20 protein-coding genes are annotated in these 21,895 nt (G+C 38.3%); 5 read left to right on the top strand and 15 right to left on the bottom strand.

Going from position 1 to position 21,895, the window contains the following annotated elements:
* Nucleotides 1-26 precede the first annotated feature (26 nt).
* On the top strand, nt 27-917 hold the full coding sequence (locus A5849_RS11225; protein ID WP_002310057.1) for a transcriptional regulator: 891 nt from the start codon (nt 27-29) through the stop codon (nt 915-917).
* A gap of 74 nt (nt 918-991) precedes the next feature.
* On the opposite strand, the gene nadE is transcribed toward A5849_RS11225, so the two are convergent.
* The 7 genes from nadE to A5849_RS11185 all read right to left on the bottom strand — a co-directional run bounded on the left by nadE (nt 992) and on the right by A5849_RS11185 (nt 9,107).
* The gene (gene nadE, locus A5849_RS11220) at nt 992-1,816 is read right to left on the bottom strand and encodes an ammonia-dependent NAD(+) synthetase (protein WP_002310056.1); all 825 of its coding nucleotides are present in this window, start codon (nt 1,814-1,816) and stop codon (nt 992-994) included.
* A gap of 11 nt (nt 1,817-1,827) precedes the next feature.
* Nucleotides 1,828-3,300, bottom strand: a complete 1,473-nt coding sequence (locus tag A5849_RS11215; protein WP_002310055.1) for a nicotinate phosphoribosyltransferase — start codon at nt 3,298-3,300, stop codon at nt 1,828-1,830.
* 308 nt (nt 3,301-3,608) lie between these two features.
* Complete coding sequence (locus A5849_RS11205) at nt 3,609-4,637, bottom strand: WxL protein peptidoglycan domain-containing protein (RefSeq protein ID WP_002346284.1); 1,029 nt, start codon at nt 4,635-4,637, stop codon at nt 3,609-3,611.
* Between the two features lie 106 nt (nt 4,638-4,743).
* Nucleotides 4,744-5,367 carry a hypothetical protein gene (locus A5849_RS11200; protein WP_002320369.1) on the bottom strand — a complete coding sequence of 208 codons (624 nt, stop codon included), beginning with the start codon at nt 5,365-5,367 and terminating at the stop codon, nt 4,744-4,746.
* Nucleotides 5,368-5,390: 23 nt separating this feature from the next.
* A complete protein-coding gene (locus A5849_RS11195; RefSeq protein WP_002316807.1) occupies nt 5,391-5,963 on the bottom strand; it encodes a hypothetical protein in 573 nt (190 codons plus the stop codon).
* A complete protein-coding gene (locus A5849_RS11190; protein WP_002310050.1) occupies nt 5,953-6,249 on the bottom strand; it encodes a hypothetical protein in 297 nt (98 codons plus the stop codon). Before A5849_RS11190 ends, A5849_RS11195 begins: the two co-directional genes overlap by 11 nt.
* Nucleotides 6,250-6,323: 74 nt before the next feature.
* Nucleotides 6,324-9,107: a hypothetical protein gene (locus A5849_RS11185; protein ID WP_086310108.1), complete on the bottom strand. Its 2,784-nt coding sequence runs from the start codon at nt 9,105-9,107 to the stop codon at nt 6,324-6,326.
* A gap of 442 nt (nt 9,108-9,549) precedes the next feature.
* Here A5849_RS11185 and A5849_RS11180 point away from each other — a divergent pair, with 442 nt between their 5' ends.
* Nucleotides 9,550-11,091, top strand: a complete 1,542-nt coding sequence (locus A5849_RS11180; RefSeq protein WP_086310107.1) for a helix-turn-helix domain-containing protein — start codon at nt 9,550-9,552, stop codon at nt 11,089-11,091.
* A gap of 359 nt (nt 11,092-11,450) precedes the next feature.
* On the opposite strand, the gene A5849_RS11175 is transcribed toward A5849_RS11180, so the two are convergent.
* The gene (locus A5849_RS11175; RefSeq protein ID WP_002310047.1) at nt 11,451-11,807 is read right to left on the bottom strand and encodes a DUF1827 family protein; all 357 of its coding nucleotides are present in this window, start codon (nt 11,805-11,807) and stop codon (nt 11,451-11,453) included.
* Between the two features lie 220 nt (nt 11,808-12,027).
* On the opposite strand from A5849_RS11175, the gene A5849_RS11170 reads away from it, so the two are divergent.
* The gene (locus A5849_RS11170) at nt 12,028-12,780 is read left to right on the top strand and encodes a MerR family transcriptional regulator (RefSeq protein ID WP_002345535.1); all 753 of its coding nucleotides are present in this window, start codon (nt 12,028-12,030) and stop codon (nt 12,778-12,780) included.
* A gap of 115 nt (nt 12,781-12,895) precedes the next feature.
* On the opposite strand, the gene A5849_RS11165 is transcribed toward A5849_RS11170, so the two are convergent.
* The 5 genes from A5849_RS11165 to groES all read right to left on the bottom strand — a co-directional run bounded on the left by A5849_RS11165 (nt 12,896) and on the right by groES (nt 17,888).
* Nucleotides 12,896-13,819, bottom strand: coding sequence for a LacI family DNA-binding transcriptional regulator (locus tag A5849_RS11165; RefSeq protein WP_002316811.1), 924 nt, complete (start codon nt 13,817-13,819; stop codon nt 12,896-12,898).
* A gap of 14 nt (nt 13,820-13,833) precedes the next feature.
* Nucleotides 13,834-14,106, bottom strand: a complete 273-nt coding sequence (locus A5849_RS11160) for a hypothetical protein (protein WP_002310043.1) — start codon at nt 14,104-14,106, stop codon at nt 13,834-13,836.
* Between the two features lie 82 nt (nt 14,107-14,188).
* On the bottom strand, nt 14,189-15,595 hold the full coding sequence (locus A5849_RS11155; RefSeq protein WP_002314119.1) for a PTS sugar transporter subunit IIC: 1,407 nt from the start codon (nt 15,593-15,595) through the stop codon (nt 14,189-14,191).
* 331 nt (nt 15,596-15,926) lie between these two features.
* Nucleotides 15,927-17,552, bottom strand: coding sequence for a chaperonin GroEL (gene groL / locus A5849_RS11150; RefSeq protein WP_002290607.1), 1,626 nt, complete (start codon nt 17,550-17,552; stop codon nt 15,927-15,929).
* A gap of 51 nt (nt 17,553-17,603) precedes the next feature.
* Nucleotides 17,604-17,888 (bottom strand): co-chaperone GroES, encoded by a 285-nt coding sequence (gene groES / locus A5849_RS11145; RefSeq protein ID WP_002288862.1) that lies wholly within the window; start codon nt 17,886-17,888, stop codon nt 17,604-17,606.
* Nucleotides 17,889-18,111: 223 nt separating this feature from the next.
* Here groES and A5849_RS11140 point away from each other — a divergent pair, with 223 nt between their 5' ends.
* A complete protein-coding gene (locus A5849_RS11140; protein ID WP_002310041.1) occupies nt 18,112-18,774 on the top strand; it encodes a CPBP family intramembrane glutamic endopeptidase in 663 nt (220 codons plus the stop codon).
* A gap of 76 nt (nt 18,775-18,850) precedes the next feature.
* Here the strand turns inward: A5849_RS11140 and A5849_RS11135 are convergent, their stop codons facing one another.
* Nucleotides 18,851-20,149: a PTS sugar transporter subunit IIC gene (locus A5849_RS11135; RefSeq protein ID WP_002310040.1), complete on the bottom strand. Its 1,299-nt coding sequence runs from the start codon at nt 20,147-20,149 to the stop codon at nt 18,851-18,853.
* A 169-nt stretch (nt 20,150-20,318) separates the two neighbouring features.
* Between A5849_RS11135 and A5849_RS11130 the strand changes: the two genes are divergently transcribed.
* Entirely contained in the window at nt 20,319-20,948 is a 630-nt protein-coding gene (locus tag A5849_RS11130; RefSeq protein WP_086310106.1) for an NAD(P)-dependent oxidoreductase, read from the top strand.
* Between the two features lie 100 nt (nt 20,949-21,048).
* Here A5849_RS11130 and A5849_RS11125 read toward each other — a convergent pair whose 3' ends face one another.
* Nucleotides 21,049-21,858 carry an MBL fold metallo-hydrolase gene (locus A5849_RS11125; protein WP_002345536.1) on the bottom strand — a complete coding sequence of 270 codons (810 nt, stop codon included), beginning with the start codon at nt 21,856-21,858 and terminating at the stop codon, nt 21,049-21,051.
* Nucleotides 21,859-21,895 lie beyond the last annotated feature (37 nt).

Raw genomic sequence — 21,895 nt, 5'->3', positions numbered from 1 at the left:
GAAAAACCTTTTAAGCGGTGATATATATGCAACTACAAATAAACGAAGAATCCTTACCGGTATATGAAGCATTAGCTAGCAAGACAAGAATCAGGATCATTCAGTTGCTTTCCAAAAAGAAGATGAATGTCAAAGATTTGGCAAAAGAACTTGGAGTAAGCAGCGCGATCACGACGATGCACGTGAAAAAGTTAGAAGAAGCGAACATCATCAAAACAGAGAAAATAGGACAACAAAAAATTTCGAGCCTTCGTGTCGATAAAATAGATATCAGTTTCCCAGAAAAAATATTCAATGCTTTTGACACGAAAGAAACATCGATACCTATTGGTCACTATACGAATTATGCAATTGAACCGACATGTGGTTTAGCGACGATCCATGACTTTATCGGAAAAGTGGATGAACCACGCTATTTTGTGGATCCTCGAAGGATGGATGCTCGTATCCTCTGGTTTACCAGCGGGTTTGTCGAGTATCAGTCACCTAATTTTTTGAATGCAGAGGATACATTAGAAATGTTGGAAGTTTCTGTGGAAATTTCTTCTGAATTTCCTTTTTCAAATGACAATTGGCCTTCCGATATCACTTTCAGCCTAAATGGCGTAGAGCTAGGAACATGGACGAGCCCTGGAGATTTTGCTGATATCCGCGGGAAATATACGCCTGATTGGTATCCAGATAATCTTAATCAATACGGCTTGCTGAAGACGATCCGAATCACCAAACATTTGACAAATATGAATGGGGAACCTTTGTCAGACATCACGATCAACGACATCCCTAAAGATCAAGATACTTGGCATTTGCGAATCGAAGTGAAAGAAGATGCCGAACATGTAGGTGGCTGTACTTTATTTGGTAAAGGATTCGGTAATTACGACCAAGATATCAAATTAAAAGTTTACTACAGCTGATAGTTTTCTTTTCTATTTTATAAAGCAAAAACAGCCAATCCCTATGAAGGGACGGCTGTTTTTTTATTTTATTGTTATTTCCAAAAATCATCCAAAACAGAAATTGGCAAATGACGTTTATGCTGCGTCTTGTTCCACCACGCTTCGATTTTTTCTTGTGCTTGAGCGGGAACTTCTTTTCCTTCTAGATAATCATCGATTTCGTTATACGTAACACCTAGTGCGACTTCATCCGCAATCATTGGTTTTCCATCTTCAAGATCTGCAGTCGGAATTTTTGTGTATAGCTTTTCCGGTGCATTCAATGCTTGAAGCAATTGTTTCCCTTGCCGTTTGTTCAAACGGAACAATGGTAAGATATCGGCTCCTCCATCACCAAATTTCGTGAAAAAACCAGTGATGTTTTCTGCAGCATGATCTGTCCCTAATACAGCTCCTGCTCTTTCTCCGGCTACGGCATATTGTGTAATCATTCGTTGTCGTGCTTTGATATTTCCTTTGTTAAAATCGCTGATTTCCACACCTGCTTCACTTAATACTTGTACTTGTGCATCAACAGCAGGTTTGATATTTACTCGCAGACTAACATCGGGCTGGATAAAGTCAAGAGCAGCTTTTGCATCTTCTTCATCTGCTTGTTCACCATAAGGAAGACGAACAGCGATAAATTGATAGCTTTCATCTTTCGTTTCTTCACGCATTTCTTCCATCGTTAGTTGCGCCAAACGACCTGCTAAAGTAGAATCTTGACCACCGCTAATACCTAATACAAAGGTTTTAAGAAACGGATATTTTTTCAAATAAGCTTTCATAAAATCAATACTTTTACGAATTTCTTCTGTTGGATCAATTGTTGGTTTGACACCTAATTCATGGATGATTTCTGTTTGCAGGCTCATTTATTCTCCTCCTATGCTTCTGTATGAAGTTCTGCTACACTTTTTTTCATTCGTTCCATCGTAGCCATTTTATGGTTCCAGCATTCAGTAGATAGATCGACCGGATATTTTTGCGGATTCAAGTCTCGTTTGTACTCTTCCCACAGTGAATCTAGATTTTCTTTTGTATATTCTTTGATTTCGTTTAGCACGGGTAGTTCGTATACTCTTTTTCCTTCGATAAAGATATCTTGTAAAACGGGGCGAGCGGTAAAATCCCGAACAGTTTTATTGATAAACGTATGCACTGGATGAAACATAAAGATAGCTTCTTCTTCTCGAGGATCCTCATCCCATAATGTGACATAGTCTCCTTCAGATTTCCCATCAGCGTTTCGAGTAATACGCCATACTTGTTTTTTTCCTGGAGTTGTCACTTTTTCCGCATTGCTTGATAACTTGATCGTATCCACCATATTTCCTTCGCTATCTTCGATTGATACTAGTTTGAATACTGCACCAAGGGCTGGCTGATCATAAGCGGTGATCAGTTTTGTTCCGACACCCCATACATCAATTTTAGCTTTTTGCATCTTTAAATTCAAAATCGTTGCTTCATCTAAGTCATTCGAAGCATAAATTTTTGCTTCCGTAAATCCAGCTGCATCTAATTGTTCCCGAACACGCTTAGATATATAGGCCATATCTCCACTGTCGATACGTACGCCTTGGAAGTTGATTTTATCACCTAATTCTTTTGCTACGCGGATTGCACTTGGCACACCTGATTTCAACGTATCATAAGTATCGACTAAGAACACACAGTCTTTATGGGTTTTAGCATACGCCATAAATGCTTCATAATCATTTCCATAAGATTGGACTAACGAATGCGCATGAGTCCCACTAGCTGGTATCCCAAATATCTTTCCAGCACGTACATTGCTTGTTGCATCTGCTCCGCCGATATATGCCGCTCTAGTTCCCCAAACTGCCGCATCCAATTCTTGCGCTCGTCTAGTCCCAAATTCCAAGAGCGGATCTTCTCCGATCACAGATTTGATGCGAGCTGCTTTTGTCGCGATCAACGTTTGGAAATTGACCATATTCAACAGTGCTGTTTCTACTAACTGACAATGTGCCAAAGGACCTTCCACTTGGATCAATGGTTCATTTGCAAAAACTAATTCACCTTCACGAGCAGAACGAACCGTTGCTTTAAATTCAAAATTTTGTAAATACTCCAAAAAACCCTCAGGATAGACTTCTAAGCCACGTAAGTAAGCAATATCGGAATCACTAAACGTCAGATTCTCTAAATAATTGACTAACCGTTCCAATCCTGCAAAAACCGCGTACCCGTGGCTAAAAGGCATTTCTCGAAAATAACATTCAAAAACAGCATGTAAATCAGCTCGACCTAATTCCCAGTATGTCTGCATCATATTGATTTGATATAGATCCGTATGCAGCGTCAAACTGTCGTCTGGGTAAGTATTATTCATGTTGTATTACTCCTCTTGGCAAGTTTTCATTTCCTACCCATTATAACAAAAAAAATTGATAGGAAAAGAAATCTTCATTATTTTCTGAAAAAGAGGTTGTGAAAAAGCTGTCCTGCATCAAGTAATAAGAACAGCCAAACAAAAATAGCTCCTCCTATTTTTCGTTTGGTTGGGCTTATTACCGCAGATGCAAGCTTTTGAGCACCGTTTATCCGGAAAAAAGGGCTGCGACAAGACTTTTGTCACAGCCCCTACTCTTAATTTTGCTACTTCTTATAAACCAGATTTCACTTAATATTCGATATGAATCACCTTCTGCGGAATTTCTTTCCTCTGCGATATACATAGAAACCACCGACTAAAAGAACCGCTGCTAGGGCCCCGATAATGATATACAACAAAGAATTTGTATTATTTTCTACAGTAAAAACCTCATGATTGACTGAGTTTGCTTGTTCTTTCGTAATCGTAAAGTCTTTTGTCAGCAACCACTTTTGCCCTGTCTCATCTTGTGCTTCGACTAAAAGTTGATAATCCCCCGATTCTAAAGGTTTCGTATTTCCAGCTTCCCCATGATAAATAGGCATAGCAAAAACTGATTCAGGAGCAATACCACCATTTTCGATTTTTCGTGTCATTATCGGTTCTTCCTGTCCTTTTGAATGAACAGTTGCTTCAACGGTCACTCCCTTGATATTGATTGGTTGAGGATTTTCTAGCACAGCAACCACACCAGCATTGTTGGTGATCACTTCGGAACGTACCTCATTCAACTTCAGATCCGGCACAACTTCCTTGTCATTTGCGCTCATCATCAACCCAACCACATAAGCGTATTGGCTAAAAAAAGGCTGATTACTTTCTTCTTTTTCAGCTGAAAAATCTTTTTTCACTTGGATCCCGCCTAATAAGATTCCATCAAAGGAAGTATCAGGTGCTTGTACTTCTAAAGTAACGACTCCTGCTTTATTCCCTGGGATCACTGCTTCTTTTGGATAATCGACCAATGTGCAGATGGGTTGCTGAACGATTGACTCCTCTGGTAATTCATTTTGTCCGTAGTCAATCACTATGTTTCCGTTTGTCTGAGCTGTATTGACATTGATAAAATACGTTTGCTCCTGATCAGAAAAATTATTGATCTGGATCTGTAATGTCTGTTTTGTTCCAGGTTCTACTCGTAAATCAAAGAATGAACGTCCTTCTCGCTGATTGTCCGGTAAAATAGGATGGACACTATAGTCTGCTCCATGATTTTCATCAGCAAAAACGACGATTCCAGGAAAAACTAGCTGTATTAATAAAGTTATCAAAACCAATACTAAATGTCGTCTCACTTTTCATCCCTCCATTTTATGTAAAAAGGATGGAGTTAGCTTATCCGCTCCATCCTTTTGCGGTTGTTTACAAGTAAAACAAATTATTTTACTTGAAATACTGCTGTTAGATCGAATCCACTGCTGTGTAAGTAACTGTACCAGTATACTCTCCAACCGGTGTATTCGCTTTGACTGTTAGTGTTGGCGCTTCTGATGTGAGCTCATTTATATGATCAAATGTACCGGAAACATAAGATATCGGAAGAGTTGTTGCAGATTCTAATACATTTTCTCCATTGATCGTAAGAGCAGAAGCAATATCATCTGTTAAGTTTGTTGCACTGACTGTCAATACCCAGTCTCCCGCAACTACAGCATTCTCCCAAGCTGCTGTCAGCTCTGTTGTATCTTCAACACCAGTGTATTCGCTGATCAATTCTAAAGCTTCTGTTTTGCTGGCTTCTAGCGGACGAAAATCGGAAGCTTGCAATGCGCCATCAAAAGTACCATTGACAGTTGTATTTGCGCTGATTTGCGCCACCGTATGTTCACCAAAATCGATATCAGGAACATCATCGAGTGTAAAAATCCCTGGGTAAGTTGGAAGATCATCCACTACTAAAAAGTCAGTAATCTCCACTCTAGTCGTTCCATCCATTGGTTCACCAAATTCTGCTGCCATGACTGTTGGTGCAAAACATGTAAATAACATCGCACTTGTACTTAAAACCCCTACTAATTTTTTCATTTTTTGTCCTCCTTTTTTTCTCATCAAAATTCTGCATTCACAAATCGCCAATAATGTTTCGAGTAGTAATGACCACTAGATGTCCCCTCAGGAAAAGTGAGTGTTGACTGCTCGCCAGGAATCGTATATGTAACGATTCCACGTTCTTTGTTTCCTGTTGACTGGATGATCGTACGATACTCTTTTCCTGCATCTTGGTGATCATATTCGAAAGCTTCCAATCCTTTGACAGCTTCTTCGTTCTTTCCGCTGAACATTCCTCTGCCTAATTGATAATCGGCAGTCAAAAGATGGCCATCTTTTTTACAACGGAAGTCTTCTGTTTTCAGTTGTAGTTGCCATTCTGTGCTCTCTTTTCGAGAATCAAGAAAGGTAATCGATAAATCGTTGCTCTCTCGATGGATTTGATTGTGTTCATCTGTATAGCGCGATACGAACAGTAAATCATCAATGTATAACATCCGTGGAAATTGTTCATTCAAAGGAACGATTTTCAGAGAAGTCGCACCCTCGGTCTGTCCGTGAACAGCAGAAGAACAGCTAAACATTCCTATGAATAATGCACTCCATAACGCTAGCGAAAATCTATTTTTCATGTTTTTCGCCTCCACGTATTTGATGACGATAGACTAAAATAACGCCGATAATCAACAGCGTCCCAACAAATGAAATCAATCCTGCCTTTGCTTCATTTGCCTCTGGAAAACTGCTTTTCTGTTTTTCTTCTCCCTTTTCAGTCTGCTTTCCTATCTCCCGTTCATTGATTTCTATGACTGCATGCGTTTCACCAGCTTGGGTAGCAGCATTCACCACTGGCATCGATAACGAGAACAGGAGTAGAAGAAGAACAGAAATCATCCAGTATCGGTTTTTTGATTTCATTGTTTTCTCCTTTCCACTTTTTTTCTAGTATCTAGCCAGCCATACGATCCCCCCCTTTCAAAGCTAGCTTCTTGCTATAACACATCTTCAATTTTCCACGTGATCGTTCCAGAATATACTCCTGTTCTATCTTGACTGTTTAGGCGCAGTAACAAGCCTTCTTCTTGTGAAAATTCATAAACCTTATCAATTTCCAGTGTTAAAGCAGAAAGTGCGATTTCTCCCATTTCATTTTTGAACACAAGATACCCTTCACTAATCGCATGTTGCATATCCACATGATTTAGTTCTTCAGCAGATACGGTTACTTTATATGAATCCGATGTATTCAATGTGTTTCTAGTAACAACACGCATCCTTTCTTCACGTGCTTGTGCTTGTCTGTTCATTGGCAATTGTGATCGAGCATACTTCCAGCTGTATTCTTCTGTCACGAATTCAAATCCCAGATAACCTTCCACCTGAAAACTCTCTTCCAAAATAAGCGGTTCATCAATACGATTATCAGTGAGCGTTACAGTAATCGTATTTTCACCTCGTTGAAAGACCCCCTCTAGATCTTTTATGTCGATCGTGAATGCTGCTGATCTAAGTGTTTGAAGTTCTTCTCGTGCATTGAGGAGCATTTGATTTTCGGTAAGAACTTCTCCATTGATCCACACACTATAATACAAACGGTCCAAATCACCGTCACCATAATCAAAAGCAAAACGAAATCGCTCTTTGAAATCAGTAAACGTAGTTTTCTCAGCCATTTGTCCATCTACCGTTCTTAGATTCGCTAATTCCGGTGGGGTATTGGGCTCACGCTGGATCGCATATTGAACGGCTTGTTCCACCTGTGTATCATAGTAACTGCCTGTTGGAGAAAGACTTCTTCCCCTGAAGGATACTCGTTCATAGACATCATGATCCTCATACCCAGGGAATTCTGCTTTTACTTTTGTTTTATAATTCAACTTCAATACTGTACCTACTTCTATCTCGATAGTTTCTATTGGATAAAAGCGTTGTAGAGAGTCATCATACATCGCATTTACTCGATGCTCTATGATCTCGTCATTATTACTTATAGTTTGATAAGTAAAATAAGGCTGATACTCACTTATCGGGACCATATCCGTAAATTTGAAAGGGTTCGATTTACTTTCTTCCAGATCAGAAGTTAAAATCGAGAGACCATTATCATTACTAGGAGTAAGGAATATACTACCGTCTCCCTCTTCGTTGTAAAAAGTAACCGTATGTTCCAACTCTGTATCCGCAGCAACTGTCTGACCACTCACATTTTCTGCTCCCCCTTGTCCTTGCATCGTTATCTCATGGACTAGTTCACCTTGAATATCAAAATTTGGCTCTGTCATAAACAATGTCGTGTAATTATCTTTAGTATAAGTTGCCGTCGCAGCAAATCCCCAATAAAGATTTTTTGATTGGAGATTGGAAAAATAGTCATTGATATTGATCTCGCCTGTTGTTGTTCCATATCCGCCGTCTCGTAAATCTGTCATCAAAAAGCGAAGGATCCCTGTTGGAGTAATGTTGACATCCAATTGCCACCAACTACCTGTCACAAAGGCATTATTTGTTTCAAAATCTTTTATAAGAGTTTTGGTAGCAGGACTATCGGAAGGAGCCACTGCAATATGTGCACCAGAAAGACCTTGATCTCCAAATTTATCTCGATTTCCTAATGGACCTGTAGATACTTGATTATCGAACTCAAGGACCATTGCATTTGCCATGTGCCGATCAATGTCAAATAGACCAATAGGATCTTTATGTTTATAGGCACCCAGTGCTTTTGCGTCATGGTTCATAACCACAGTGGGATCATATTTGTTGTGGATTCCTCGTCGGCTGTATAACAAACTCGTAGGATTCCCATCATGTAAGAAAAAGGAGATCCCTTCTGTGTCCGTATCAAAATACATATAGCTAGTGAACCGGATATCTCTTATCAAGTTTGAAAATCTGATCGTATTTTGACTCTTTGAAACCATATGTCCTCGATTGTAAAGTGCAGTTAAAATATGATTTGGCGTCATCTGGATACTTTTGTTATTGTCCACAAAATTTGGAACATTTCGTACAATCGTTAAATAGTCAGGGATCGTAAACAAACTATTTAGCGGAATCGCATCATCGTAGGCCCCATTTAGAGTAGGATCTGACATATTAGGAGCTGCATAGACTCCGACTTCTTCCGCTTCTGCTTTTGATTCTTCTATTGAATCGTCTATTGGGATTTCTGCTGATTCTACTTCTTTAGAAATCTCTGGAGAAGGCTCACTTGTTTCTTGTGTTTCAGATGCTGTGATATTTTCTGGTAAAGTTACCACGACAGTATATTCTTCTTGGTCTCCGATCAAGACTTCTACTAATTCATCCTCTGTTTGTTTCATTAGCCTTGGCGTGATTTTTAGATGATATTGATTATACTCTTCTACTATGTGGCTTTTAAAAATGATTTCAATTCTCTCATTCTCCGAAGAAAAATCACCTGCGTAGTACCATTCCTCATCAACTGGTCCTACTTTTCCAAAGGTACGTTCGATTTCCTGAATGCTTTCTCTAAGTAATAATCCTTCGTGTTCAACTATTTCCAGCTTAAATTGCATTTGATATTCAGCTTCATCTTTTGCATGCTTCTCATATGTCATACTCCATTGTATCTGCTTCAGTTCCTCATCCATTTCGTAATCGATCACAATATTCGCATGTTCATCAGCTACTACTTTTTCAGACTCAGTCTTGGCAAAAGTGATCTGCGACAGTCCCGCAAGTTGCGATAAAAATAGGACAGCAACCATAAAAACTACACTGCCATAATGCGAGACAGTTTTCGTTTTTTTCATTTCCTCTCTTCCCCTTCTTGAATATTAGTGAGATTTTTTCAAAAAGCTCCGATATAGTCGTTCTCATCTTTTATCCGATAACTAAAATTTAACTTAATTAAAATAAGATTGCAAACACATTAGAAAGAGGGTGCTAAAAAATATAATAACAAAAAAAATACCGTAAACATCCATTAAATACATAATAAAAGGTAGCAATCAACTTAATAAAAAAACATTAATCTATAAACAATGGAAGTGTTTTCTCAAATAAATTGTATTTATCGTTCAAATTTGAGACAATAAAAAGGAAATAAAACCAAAAAAATGAGAAAAATATAATTTAAGCGGATATAAAGAAAAATGAAGAGGTATCTAGAAATGATCTGGAGTTGAATAATAGTTTATAAAATATTTGTATTTTTAATTAATTAAAGAAATAAGCAATCAAAAAGGAGGTCCTATGTTTTTCAATATTGTGTTTACCCAGAAAGAACGCCGCAAGTTAGCAATTTTTCATCTATTGGAGGAGCAACATGAATTAACTATCAAAGAAATCAGTAAAAAACTTGATTTATCTTCTAGTGTCGTAAAAAATATATTGAATGAAATGGAGAATGAATTTGATGACTTTTGCTTTTCTGGATTCAAATTATTGTCAAAAAACAAGATCAACCAGAACCTGCCAACTGATTTAAACTATGATTATTATTATTCCTATCTTATCCAGCAGAGCCTCCCTTATCGCGCAATCAAATCTTCTCTTTTCTATCCAGAGAAAAATCTGATGGAATTCTGCCAAGAAAATTTCATTAGTCGTGCTTCTGCTATGCGGCATCTGCAGTCATTAGCCGATTATGTACAGGAATTCGATGTCATTTTTAATCGCAGTCAATTATCTTTCAAAGGAGACGAACGCTTGATTCGCTTGATATTATTCAATATTCTTTGGGCAGCTTCTCGTGGAAATGAAGATTATGCTTTTTACGTCTCAAAATCTGAGTTATTAAAAAAATTGGCTGAACTTACTAAGCATACATCTTTAAATTGGAGTTTCGTAGGAAAAAAAGAAGTTTGTCTTTTTGCTGGGATTACCACTCAGCGGATTGCACAAGGTCACTATGTAGAGGATGACCCTCGCTATAGCGAAGCAGTTTTTAGTAATGATCATCGAATAAAATGCCTTTTTGGTGAACATTTTTCTATTCCCTCCTCTCATCAAGATAGTGAATTTCGTTTTGCACAATTTATGGTGTTTTATGCACCGACCTTTCAATATGAGAATCCTACTCTTAATGAAGCTTTAGACATATTCGACAAAAAAGGACAGTTGCTTTCTTCATTATTGAAAGAACTTGACAATTATTGGCAAACTGAGATTTTTCCTGATGACCGTGTTTTTCAACACAATCAAATTGTTCACCTTCATTTATTTAATATTCTTTTTTGTTATTATCTTTTTCCAAAGCGTGTTCCGACACTCTTCTTTCTAATGAATTATTTTCATAAAAAGAAGTCATCAAGTTATTACTATTTAAAAGAGCATTTTACCTTCTTCTTGAATAAGATGGGGCGGCGACATAATTATCAATGGCTTTCTATTTGCTGCAACGATTTAGCTGAAATATTTGCATGGCTGACTTTGCAATGTTGCGAGGACAATGAAAATTCAACTAAGTTACAAGTTTCTTTAGTGATGGAAACGAATTATTTTTTTACCCAAGATATCAAGAATTTTTTAAAAGACTTGTCCTTTATCGAACTGAAGGAATTATCCTATGAAGAAATACAACCCATTGATTTTCTGATTGTCTCTTCTGTACATCTTATGCCCAAAGAAACGGATAGAAGTTATTATGTAGTGAATTTTTTGGAAGGAAAGACAGATTATGTCAAGTTGTACCTTGAATTGAAAAAAACTCATGAAAATAAGAAGTTTCACTTGCTTTTAAAAAAAACTGAAAGAAAAAAGCTGCCGTCAATTAAACCACAATTGTTCGTATAATTGGATTGCAAAAAAGGGCTGCGACAAAAGTCTGTCACAGTCCCTTTTCCCAAATAAACGGTGTTCTCCTGCCAACTCCTCGGTATTAGCTCAACAAACGGCACAATATGAGGAACTATTTTTCCGTTTGTTTCTCTAATACACAGGTCAAAACGCTGTTTTCACAACCTCTTCCTTAAACGGTGCTCAAAAGCTTGCATCTGTGGTAATAAGCCCAACCAAACAAAAAATATGACGAACTATTTTTGTTTGGCTGTTCTTATTACTTGATGCAGAACAGCTTTTTCGCAACCTCTTTTTTACTGTATACATCATAAAGATGGAGCGATTTAGTATAAAGATGATTAGTCGTTAGGACATCAATCCATCGTATTTTTTTGTTCAACAACTACAATATCTTTATTTGGACGTTTGAATTGTATTCCGGCACGTTCCAGCTCCTGTTTCACTCCTATATGGACTTTGACATCTTCCCGTGTCATTTTTAAAACGTGATGAATCGCATAGTCGATTTCTTGCCTTGTGATTTTTTTCTTCGTATTGATCATCACAACTTGCTTTTTGTCATATGTGTCCACTAGCAGCAACTGTGTCCGATCTAACGAAAATAATTTGTAATAATTAATGGCCGTATTCCCAAAAAAGAATTCTACTACTTTAGGATAAAATGTCTTAATATTTAAATTACTATTCACAGGTGTTTCGATTAGCTTCATCTCATTCCTCTTTTCTATATAGTCGATTTAGATTCAATCCCATATATTCCCCGTTGTTCCCAACATTAAGGAATCGGTTACAATTGAACCTTTAAAAACAAAAGGATTTACCTTTTATCACTTAATAGTATAACATAATTTTATGAGAAAAAAATACACTTTTTTCTTGACCTTCTCGTTACGTAAAGGATTATGCTTACATTTGTCAGGAGGAAAAATAATGGAATACACGATAAAGAAAATGTCAGAGATATCAGGAGTCAGTCCGAGAACCTTGCGCTTTTATGATGAGATTGGACTGCTAAAGCCAGCTAGGATCAATTCCTCAGGTTATCGGATTTATGGCAAAAAAGAAGTCGATCGTCTGCAACATATCTTATTTTATCGAATGTTGGCATTCAAGTTGGAGGATATTCAAGAAATCTTAGATAATCCGCATTTTGACCACCAGAAAGCTTTAATCGAACATCAGCAGATGCTTCTAGAAAAACGGGCACAAATCGACATCCTCTTGGCAACTGTCCAACAAACACTTGATAGATACGAAGGAGGAAGAAAAATGAGTGATAAAGAAAAATTTGAAGGGTTCAAACAACAAAAATTGAAAGAAAATGAAGAAACTTATGGACAAGAGATTCGACAAAAATACGGGGAAGAAAAGGTTACAGCATCCAACGAAAAATGGATGAATATGGATAAAGAAACGTATGAAGAAATGCAAACTGTTGAAAAGCAGATTTTAGCTGATCTCACTCTTTATTTACAAGCTCCTACAGATGAAAACTTAGCAGATCGCATCTTTCAAGCTCATAAAAAGTGGTTATCTTACAGCTGGTCTGAATATCAGCCGGAAGCGCATAAAGGATTAGGGATGATGTACGAAGCCGATGAACGATTCACTGCATATTATGACGAACGAAGTGGTCATGGTGCAGCAAAAGCATTAAATGAAATCATCCAAAAAAAGGCATAACAGTTTACATGATCCGACAAAAACGACCGAACAACAAAACATCAGACACCAAAGTTAGATTTTTTATACTAACATTTGGTGTCTGATTCATTTTTTACAAGTGTTTTGCCAAAATTCAGCGCTGAATAAACGTGTAAGGTATTTTCACTTTATCCTTTTTTTCTGTAAGAAACAATTGAAAAGCCATTTCTCCGCAAGCTTCCAGATGGTGATCAATCGTTGGAAAGCCAAGAAGCTCGCTGATCAGCAAATTATCGCGTCCAATCACCACTGGTACCTTATCTTGCAGATAGCTTTGCAAGATGCCTGCTGCGACCATATCCGAATTTGTAAAGACCCCATCAACTCTATGGTCTTTAAAAAAGATACCTGCTTGTTTTCCTTTCTCTGCATCTATGCAATCCCAAAAAACAAGTGACTCATCAAAAAACGGAAAAAGTCGACGACATAGTTGCAAAGTAATCTTTGAATTATAACTCAGCCTGCCACTTCGCCCCAATGTGATGCCCAATCGTTTTACCCCTTGCTGCTTCAAATAAGAAAGACCTTCTGTAATCGATTGTTCTCGATCAATAAAGACGCAACTTGCCTGTTTTTCCTTGATTTCTTCACAAAAAACTAGAGGACCATATTTTTGATAATCTAGCAAATCTTCTAGTGTATTGGCACGAGATGTGATGATCAATCCATCAAACGCTTTAGCTGCAAATTCTTCAAGATAGCTTCGCTCTTTTTCTTTCTGATAACCCGTCGGTAAAAGCGTCACTTTGTAATCATAGTCAAACGCCTCTTCAATGATCCCACTGATCAGCTGATCAAAGTACGGATGGTTGGTATAAGGCAAGATTACTCCGATACTTTTCGTTTTTCCATAACTCAACTGTCTGGCTTTTGCATTAGGGATATAATCGACTTCTTTCATGACCGCAAGTATTTCTTTCCTTTTTTCCTCATCTACATATGGATGTCCATTGATCACACGTGAAATAGTAGAAACTGAATAACCTGTGAGCTTTGCGATATCTCGAATATTTGCCACTGCTGCTTCGCCACCTATACAAAAAGATTTTCTTGTAAATAGTCTACCACAGCTGGACCGCATTCAAAAAACTGATACATTTTTCCATCATGAGAAAAACTGATCCGCTGTCCACCCCAATATATATCTTTTGTCAACGTTTCGATTTCATTCATTGGTATTTCTTTTACTATATTCTTATTCAGCCCTTGAAAACTGTACAACGTTAATATGGATCCCTTAAACTCGACAAACGCATAAAAATATTTGTTCGTTGTGCCATCTGTTATCTCTACATAGGTATTCATTGCAAGCCCTCCTTTTGATACTTTGAGTATAGTGTATGAAACGCGTCTCATATCAAGGAATTTGTTTTGCAATAGAAAAATTCTATTCCTCTGGTTCACCTAAATTTGGATCTAAGCGGTTTGCTGCTAAAATAAATGGCGCCCAGATTAAAGCAGCTACTATTAAATTAACGATTGTTAAAACGATGGCTCGCCAATCTCCCGCAGTAGCTAAAAATCCACTGATAATCGTTGGCATGACCCAAATCACATTTACTACAACCGGACGAACAAGCCCGGCCATCGTGGCAAAATAGGCGATCGTTGCAGTCGCAAGAGGTGCCAAGATGAACGGAATCATCAACAGCGGATTCAACACAACAGGAAGACCAAACATCACTGGTTCATTGATATTGAAGATTCCTGGTGCAATCCCTAACTTTCCTACCGTTTTATAATCTGCCCGTTTAGATAAAAATAAAATCATAACTATCAACACCAGCGTGACTCCAGCTCCTCCCGGCCAGACAAAAGCTTCAAAAGAACCTGCCACCCATTTGAAAGGGATGGGCTCATTATTTTGAAAGGCATTCGTGTTTTCGACCATCGCGGTACCATATAAGGTCTGCAAAACAGGTGACATGATATTTGTGCCGTGAAGACCAAAAAACCAAAGAACATGCACAAGAAGAACAATGATAAAGACCGCTCCATAACCTTGTGACAAGTTCATCAAAGGAGATTGTATGGCTTCAGAAATCCAGTCAATCAGCGGCTCACCAGCTGTTTGTCTAAAGATATAATTAATCACACCAACGACGTATAAAGAAACTAATGCAGGAATAATCGCCGCAAAAGCTCTTGCTACAGCAGGTGGCACAGCATCCGGCATCCGTATGATGATCTTTTTCTTGATCAGAATCGCAAAAATAATGACAGAAATAAATCCAAAGATCATAGCAGTGAACAAACCAGACCCACCCATATATTTACCAAAATTAAAATAGCCCCATGCGCCTACTGATAACGTTTGTCCTCCGTCTGGCGTTCCAGCAATCACACCACCTGCAGAAGTAATCAAATCTGCTGCGTCTTGCGAAAGCTTCTCGGGCAATGTCAACACCGCTGTTGCTGCATCGGGTAAGCCAATAATAAACGCAACCAGAGAAACAATACTTCCTGAGACAGGATCGACCTCATAGGCTTTCGCTAGATTCGCTCCTAGTGATAAGGCAAAGACCACTGCCATAATAGCTAAAGTACCATTCCAGATCAATCCATTTACGCCAATGACTGGGGTAAAAAATGTCGTGATCGCATTCCCTTCACCTAGATACGTATTCGGAAAATCCCGCATAAATGCGTTCAGTAAAACAGCAATTGCTCCTGCCATCGTAGCTGGCATCGTACCAATAAAAGCATCCCTCAATGCAACCAAGTGTTTCTCCGACCCGATTTTCGTTGCAACTGGCAAAATATACTTCTCCATCCAACTCATTAATCCATTCATTTTTTCTCCTCCTGTTTTTATTGTTACCGAAGCCCCGTTTTGAATACGAATACATTATAATGATATTATAAATATAGCATAGTTATTCCTATCTGGCTATCTGTTTTTAGCAGATAAAATAAATAACTATGCAAATTCAAAAAATATGCATGATCCTTTATAAATAGTATAGTTTCCAACTACTCGCAAAAGCAAATGATACCCTTTAAATAACAATTATTATGAATGGATATACAAAAAAAGTAGAAAAGGAAATATTTTGCTTCCTTTTCTACTTTTTTATCTATCTTCCTCAAATAATGGGCTACGCTAGATAAGCAAGGTGCTTTTCTTACATCATACCGCCCATCATTGATGGATCCATTGCAGGAGCTGCTGGTGCTGCTGGTTCTGGTTTATCTGCAACGACTGCTTCTGTTGTTAATAACAAGGCAGAAACGGAAGCGGCATTTTGCAAGGCAGAACGTGTTACTTTAGTTGGGTCTACGATACCTGCTTCAACCATGTTTACCCATTCTCCAGTAGCAGCGTTGAATCCAGTACCTAGTTCTACGTTCTTCAATTTATCAACAATCACTGATCCTTCATAACCAGCGTTTTCAGCGATTTGACGAATTGGTTCTTCCAAGGCACGAACAACAATCTTGATACCTGTTGCCACGTCTCCTTCTGCTTCTACAGCAGAAACTTTGCTGATAACATTCACTAGAGCTGTACCACCGCCTGAGACCATTCCTTCTTCTACTGCGGCACGTGTAGCATTCAATGCATCTTCAATACGTAATTTCAATTCTTTTAATTCTGTTTCAGTAGCTGCACCGACTTTAACAACAGCTACACCGCCTGCTAATTTAGCTAAGCGTTCTTGTAATTTTTCGCGATCAAAATCAGAAGTTGTTTCAGCAATTTGGTTTTTGATTAATTGCACACGCGCTTCGATGGCTTCTTTTTCTCCTGAACCTTCTACGATCGTTGTATTGTCTTTATCTACAACAACTTTAGACGCATTTCCTAAGTTTTCGATTGTTGCATCTTTTAATTCTAGACCTAGATCGTCAGTAATTACTGTACCACCTGTCAAAATAGCGATATCTTCAAGCATTGCTTTACGACGATCACCGAAGCCAGGAGCTTTTACAGCTACTACATTGAATGTTCCGCGGATCTTGTTCAAAACAAGCGTTGGTAATGCTTCGCCATCTACATCGTCAGCAATGATCAATAATGGACGTGATTGTTGCAAGATTTGTTCTAACAATGGCAGAATGTCTTGGATGTTAGAGATTTTTTTGTCTGTAATCAAGATATATGGGTTTTCTAGAACAGCTTCCATTTTGTCGTTATCTGTTACCATATATTGTGATAAGTAACCACGATCAAATTGCATACCTTCTACAACATCTAGTTCTGTTTCGATTCCTTTTGATTCTTCAATTGTGATGACACCGTCGTTTCCAACTTTTTCCATTGCATCAGCAATCAAATGTCCAACTTTATCAGAACCTGAAGAAACAGCTGCTACTTGTGCAATGGCTTCTTTTGAATCAACAACAGTTGAGATATTATGCAACTCTTCCACTGCGGCTTTTGTTGCCAATTCGATCCCGCGGCGAATGCCTAGAGGATTAGCACCTGCAGTTACATTTTTTAAACCTTCGCGAACGATTGCTTGTGTCAAAACAGTTGCTGTCGTTGTTCCGTCACCGGCAATATCATTTGTTTTTGATGCTACTTCTGATACAAGTTTTGCACCCATGTTTTCAAAATGATCTTCTAACTCGATTTCTTTTGCGATCGTCACACCATCATTTGTGATCAATGGAGAGCCGTAAGATTTTTCTAGTACGACATTTCGGCCTTTAGGTCCTAATGTTACTTTCACTGTATCTGCTAATTTATCTACCCCGCGTAACATAGCTGCGCGTGCGTCTTCTGCAAATTTCAATTCTTTTGCCATGATTGATTCACCTCATCGATTATTTTTGATTATTTTTTCTATCTTCAAAATTTACTCAACAATCGCCATGATATCTTTTCCTGCGACGATCAGATATTCTTTTCCTTCGTATTTTACTTCTGTACCGGCGTATTTTTCGAACATAACTTGGTCGCCTGCTTTCACAGCGGCAGGAACTTTTTCACCGTTTTCCAACAAACGGCCCTCACCGACTGCAACGACTGTCCCAGTTTGGGGTTTCTCTTTAGCTGCAGAAGCTAAAACGATTCCTCCGACAGTTTTTTCTTCTTCTTTTGCGACTTCGATAATGACGCGATCACCTAATGGTTTTAACACGATAAATCCCTCCGATAACTCTTTTTTTAATCCGTTAGCACTCTTAACCTTCGAGTGCTAACCTACATTTTTAATAATACTCATTCTCCCTCTTTTTTGCAAGCTTTTAAATCAAAGAAAAGAAATTTTATTCTGACAGTTGTTTATTGAAATTATGATATAATTAAAATCAACCGATAAAAGCTTGCCTTGCATGCTTGTTATCCCTTAAAGGAGGAATTACATGTCTTTAAAAAAATATAGTTTCCTCAGCATTTTTTGCTATGGTCTAATTTTTATCTCACCCTTGATCTTAGCTTCGATAGGACTTGTAAAATCTACGTCTGAATTGATCACAGCAACTGCAGTCATGTATATACTGGGCGCAGTTATCCTAGCTATTTTTTATTTTAAGCAACGTGAACCGTTAGCAATCGAATCAGCAGTAAAAAAAGCTTCTGTTCCAAAGATCGTTATTTATGGATTAGTTGGAATCTTTGTCGCATTGATTCTGCAAAGCATCGCTGTCATGTTGGAATCTATATTGTTTGGCGAAGCAACCCCTTCTGAGAATACACAAAATATCATCCAGATGATCATGGAAGCACCTGCTTTTATTTTGGCGACAACTGTTGCCGGACCAATCATGGAAGAATTCGTATTCCGCCGCAGCATACTAGGGATCATCAGTCGGTATTCAAATTTTTGGGTTGGGGCAGTGGTCAGCTCTTTGCTGTTTGCGTTTGCTCATAATGACGGTCATTTGCTAATTTACTTTTTCTTAGGTTTCTTCTTCAGCCTAGAGTACAAAGCGACTGGTCGGATCTGGACATCGATGATCACACACGTAGGAATGAACACATTAGTTGTTCTTGTTCAATTAGCTGTCCAAAAAGGACTGGTATAAACATGATTAGAAATACTCCTGTCATCCTAGATTGGTGATTTTTCCAATCTAAAGCGACAGGAGTATTTTTGTTTTTTTAGTCGATAATCTTTTCTGCTGTTCCATCATTTTTTGTCTGTCTTTCCTTTTTGAAGTTTGCAGAATCTATTTTTTTCAAAAATGGGAAATAAATGAAAAAACTAATTGCCAGCACGATACCTTGTAAAATCGCTGCAGGCACTCCGCCTACTAAAAAACCCGAGAGGATCGGCGGTGTTGTCCAAGGAACTTGGACCGCTGTAAATAAAGGAACGAATCCAAAATATAAAGCGGAATAGGTAATCAATCCTGAGAGGATCGGCGCGAAAATAAAAGGAGCAGCCATCATCGGGTTCATCACGATCGGTGTGGAAAAAATAATCGATTCATTGATATTGAAAAAGGCTGGTAAAAGTGAAAGTTTTCCTAATTCTCGGTATTTCCTGGATTTCGCAAAAAACGTCATAAAAAATACAGCCCCTAACGTCAAACCTGCTCCGGTAACAGTCATGAATTGATCAAGAAATTGCTGAGTAACGATATGCCCGCCATTTGCCACAGTCAATTCTTTTCCAGAGGCTAAGATTTCTGCATTTGCTAATGAGTTTGCTTGTAAGATCGGACTAACCAACCCATTGACCATCGCAGATCCATGAAGACCAAATAGCCATAAAAACGGGACAAAAAAACCTAATAAAAGCACACCGAATAACGTGTCTATCAACGATTGGATCGGAAGTTGGACGTACGTCCATATTCCTTGAATGACAGTCATCCCGAACAACTGTTGAAAAACCGCTGAACCTATAAGCGTAAAAGTGACTATAGCAAGTATTGGAATCAATGAAGTAAAAGACTGCCAAACATTTTCAGGAATCTTCCCATTTTGCCTCCACCCTTTCGCAAATCTTGCTAAACGTGCATAGCCCCATCCAATGAGGAGCCCAGTAGCAACTGCTCCTAGTATCCCTTCACCGCCTGTCCAAATATTATCTATCTCTACCTGAACATTAAGTGGCTGAATAAGTAGTAGGTAAGCAGACAAGGCTGTCATCCCGACTGGCAAGCGATCGATGTTTTCTTCTTTTGCATAAGCATACGCAATAGCAAAAACGATCCAAAAGGCTATCACGTCAAATGTAGCCTGGTATACTTGTGTAAAATACATAGAAAATCCTGTTTTATCTATCCACCGAGCGATGTAATCTACAGGAAAATGAGCAAATAAGAAAAACAGTGAGCCAACTATAATTATCGGGATCGTATAAGTCATTCCATTACGTAAAGCAGTTAAGGGTCTAAGATTCACAACAGATGTTACCATTGGTAAAAAGGCACGATCTAACCACTCTTTCATTTCTTATCTCCTTCATCTTCTATTTGATCAACTAGTTTTCTTAATTTAACTATACCCAATGATCACGAACCATGAAAGGAATGCGCACTAAGCTTTTCAAAAAACGGACGCTTTGACGAATATCCAGTAACCTCTTACAATGGACAGGAATAAAAAAGGGGGTTTTTTTATGAAAATCGCAATCATTGGCGCTACTGGTCATGCAGGTTCATTTATTTTAGACGAAGCATTATCCAGAGATTTAGATGTGACGGCAATTGTGCGTCATCCAGAAAAATTACCATCAGATGTTCCGTTTATACAAAAGGATTTATTTGAGTTGACAGCTACTGACCTTGCATCTTTTGATGTTGTCGTTGATGCTTTCAACGCTCCTAAAGGAAAAGAAGAAATGCATCAAACTTCTTTGTCCCATTTGATTGAGATACTTGAAGGAACCGATACACGCTTAATTGTCGTTGGGGGTGCCTCTTCGTTATTCTTAGATACAGAAAAGACGACTCGTATGATTGACCAAGTACCTAAAAATGCACCCTTCTATCCAACAGCTTTCAATATGTACGAAGGATTGTTAAAATTGAAACAATCTAAAAATCTACAGTGGACTTATATCAGTCCAGCTTCTTTATTTGATCCACACGGCAAGCGTACAGGCACTTATTTATTAAGTGATGATTATTTAAAAAGAAACGCTGCTGGCGACAGTACGATCAGCATGGCAGATTACGCGATTGCATTAGTAGATGAGATACTGGATAAACCACATGAAAAACAGCACATCAGTGTAGTCAGCCGATAATACGATTGTTTTGTCAATGATCTGAAAAAATAAAAACAGAAGATAAAACCAACACTGATTGATTTTATCTTCTGTTTTTATTTTTTATTGACTACACTGTTTAAATCGAAAATAGCTCAGTTGCTTCATCTGGATCTGTATCATAGATTTCAAAATCATGTCCAACACCAAAATCTTTTTCTTTCAAAACAGTTTCCATCGTTAAATGAGCAAGTTCTTTCATATTGTTTTCCTTGCTAAGATGACCAAGATAGATTCGTTTGGTCCGATTACCGATCACATCAGTCATGACAAGTGCACCATCTTCGTTGGAAAGATGCCCTCTATCTCCTAAAATACGCTGTTTTAGATTCCACGGATAAGGTCCCATGCGTAACATCTCAAGATCATGGTTACTTTCCATCAAATAACCATCGGCATTTTCAATGACACCTCGCATGTAATCACTGCAGTATCCGGTATCCGTCAACATGACGAATGAATGGTTTTCTTTATGGAAACGATAAAATTGCGGAGCTGCTGCGTCATGGGAGACGCCGAAACTCTCAATATCGATATCGCCGAATGTTCTTACTTTTCCCATCTCAAATAGATGTTTTTGTTCCACTGGTACATTCCCAATCAGTGGCTTCATCGCTTCCCAAGTCTGCTGATTGGCAAAAACATCCAAATGATACTTACGAGCTAAGACACCTACACCATGTATATGGTCTCGATGTTCATGCGTCACAAGTATTCCATCTAATTGGTCCGGTGTCCGATCAATTTGAGCCATCAAGGAAGTGATTTTTTTACCGCTAAGTCCTGCATCGACCAAAAGCCGTTTTTTTTCACTTTCGATATAAAGTGAATTACCCGAACTTCCACTTGCTAGGATACTGATTTTAAAAGCTGGTTTTTCTTCAGCCATTTGACTCCTACTTCCCTTCTTACTTTGTAAACTTTTT

The organism is Enterococcus sp. 10F3_DIV0382 (assembly GCF_002140245.1).
Lineage (GTDB): Bacteria > Bacillota > Bacilli > Lactobacillales > Enterococcaceae > Enterococcus_B > Enterococcus_B lactis.
The sequence above is the reverse complement of the archived record's forward strand: the minus strand, read 5'-3'. Positions and strand labels throughout refer to the sequence as shown.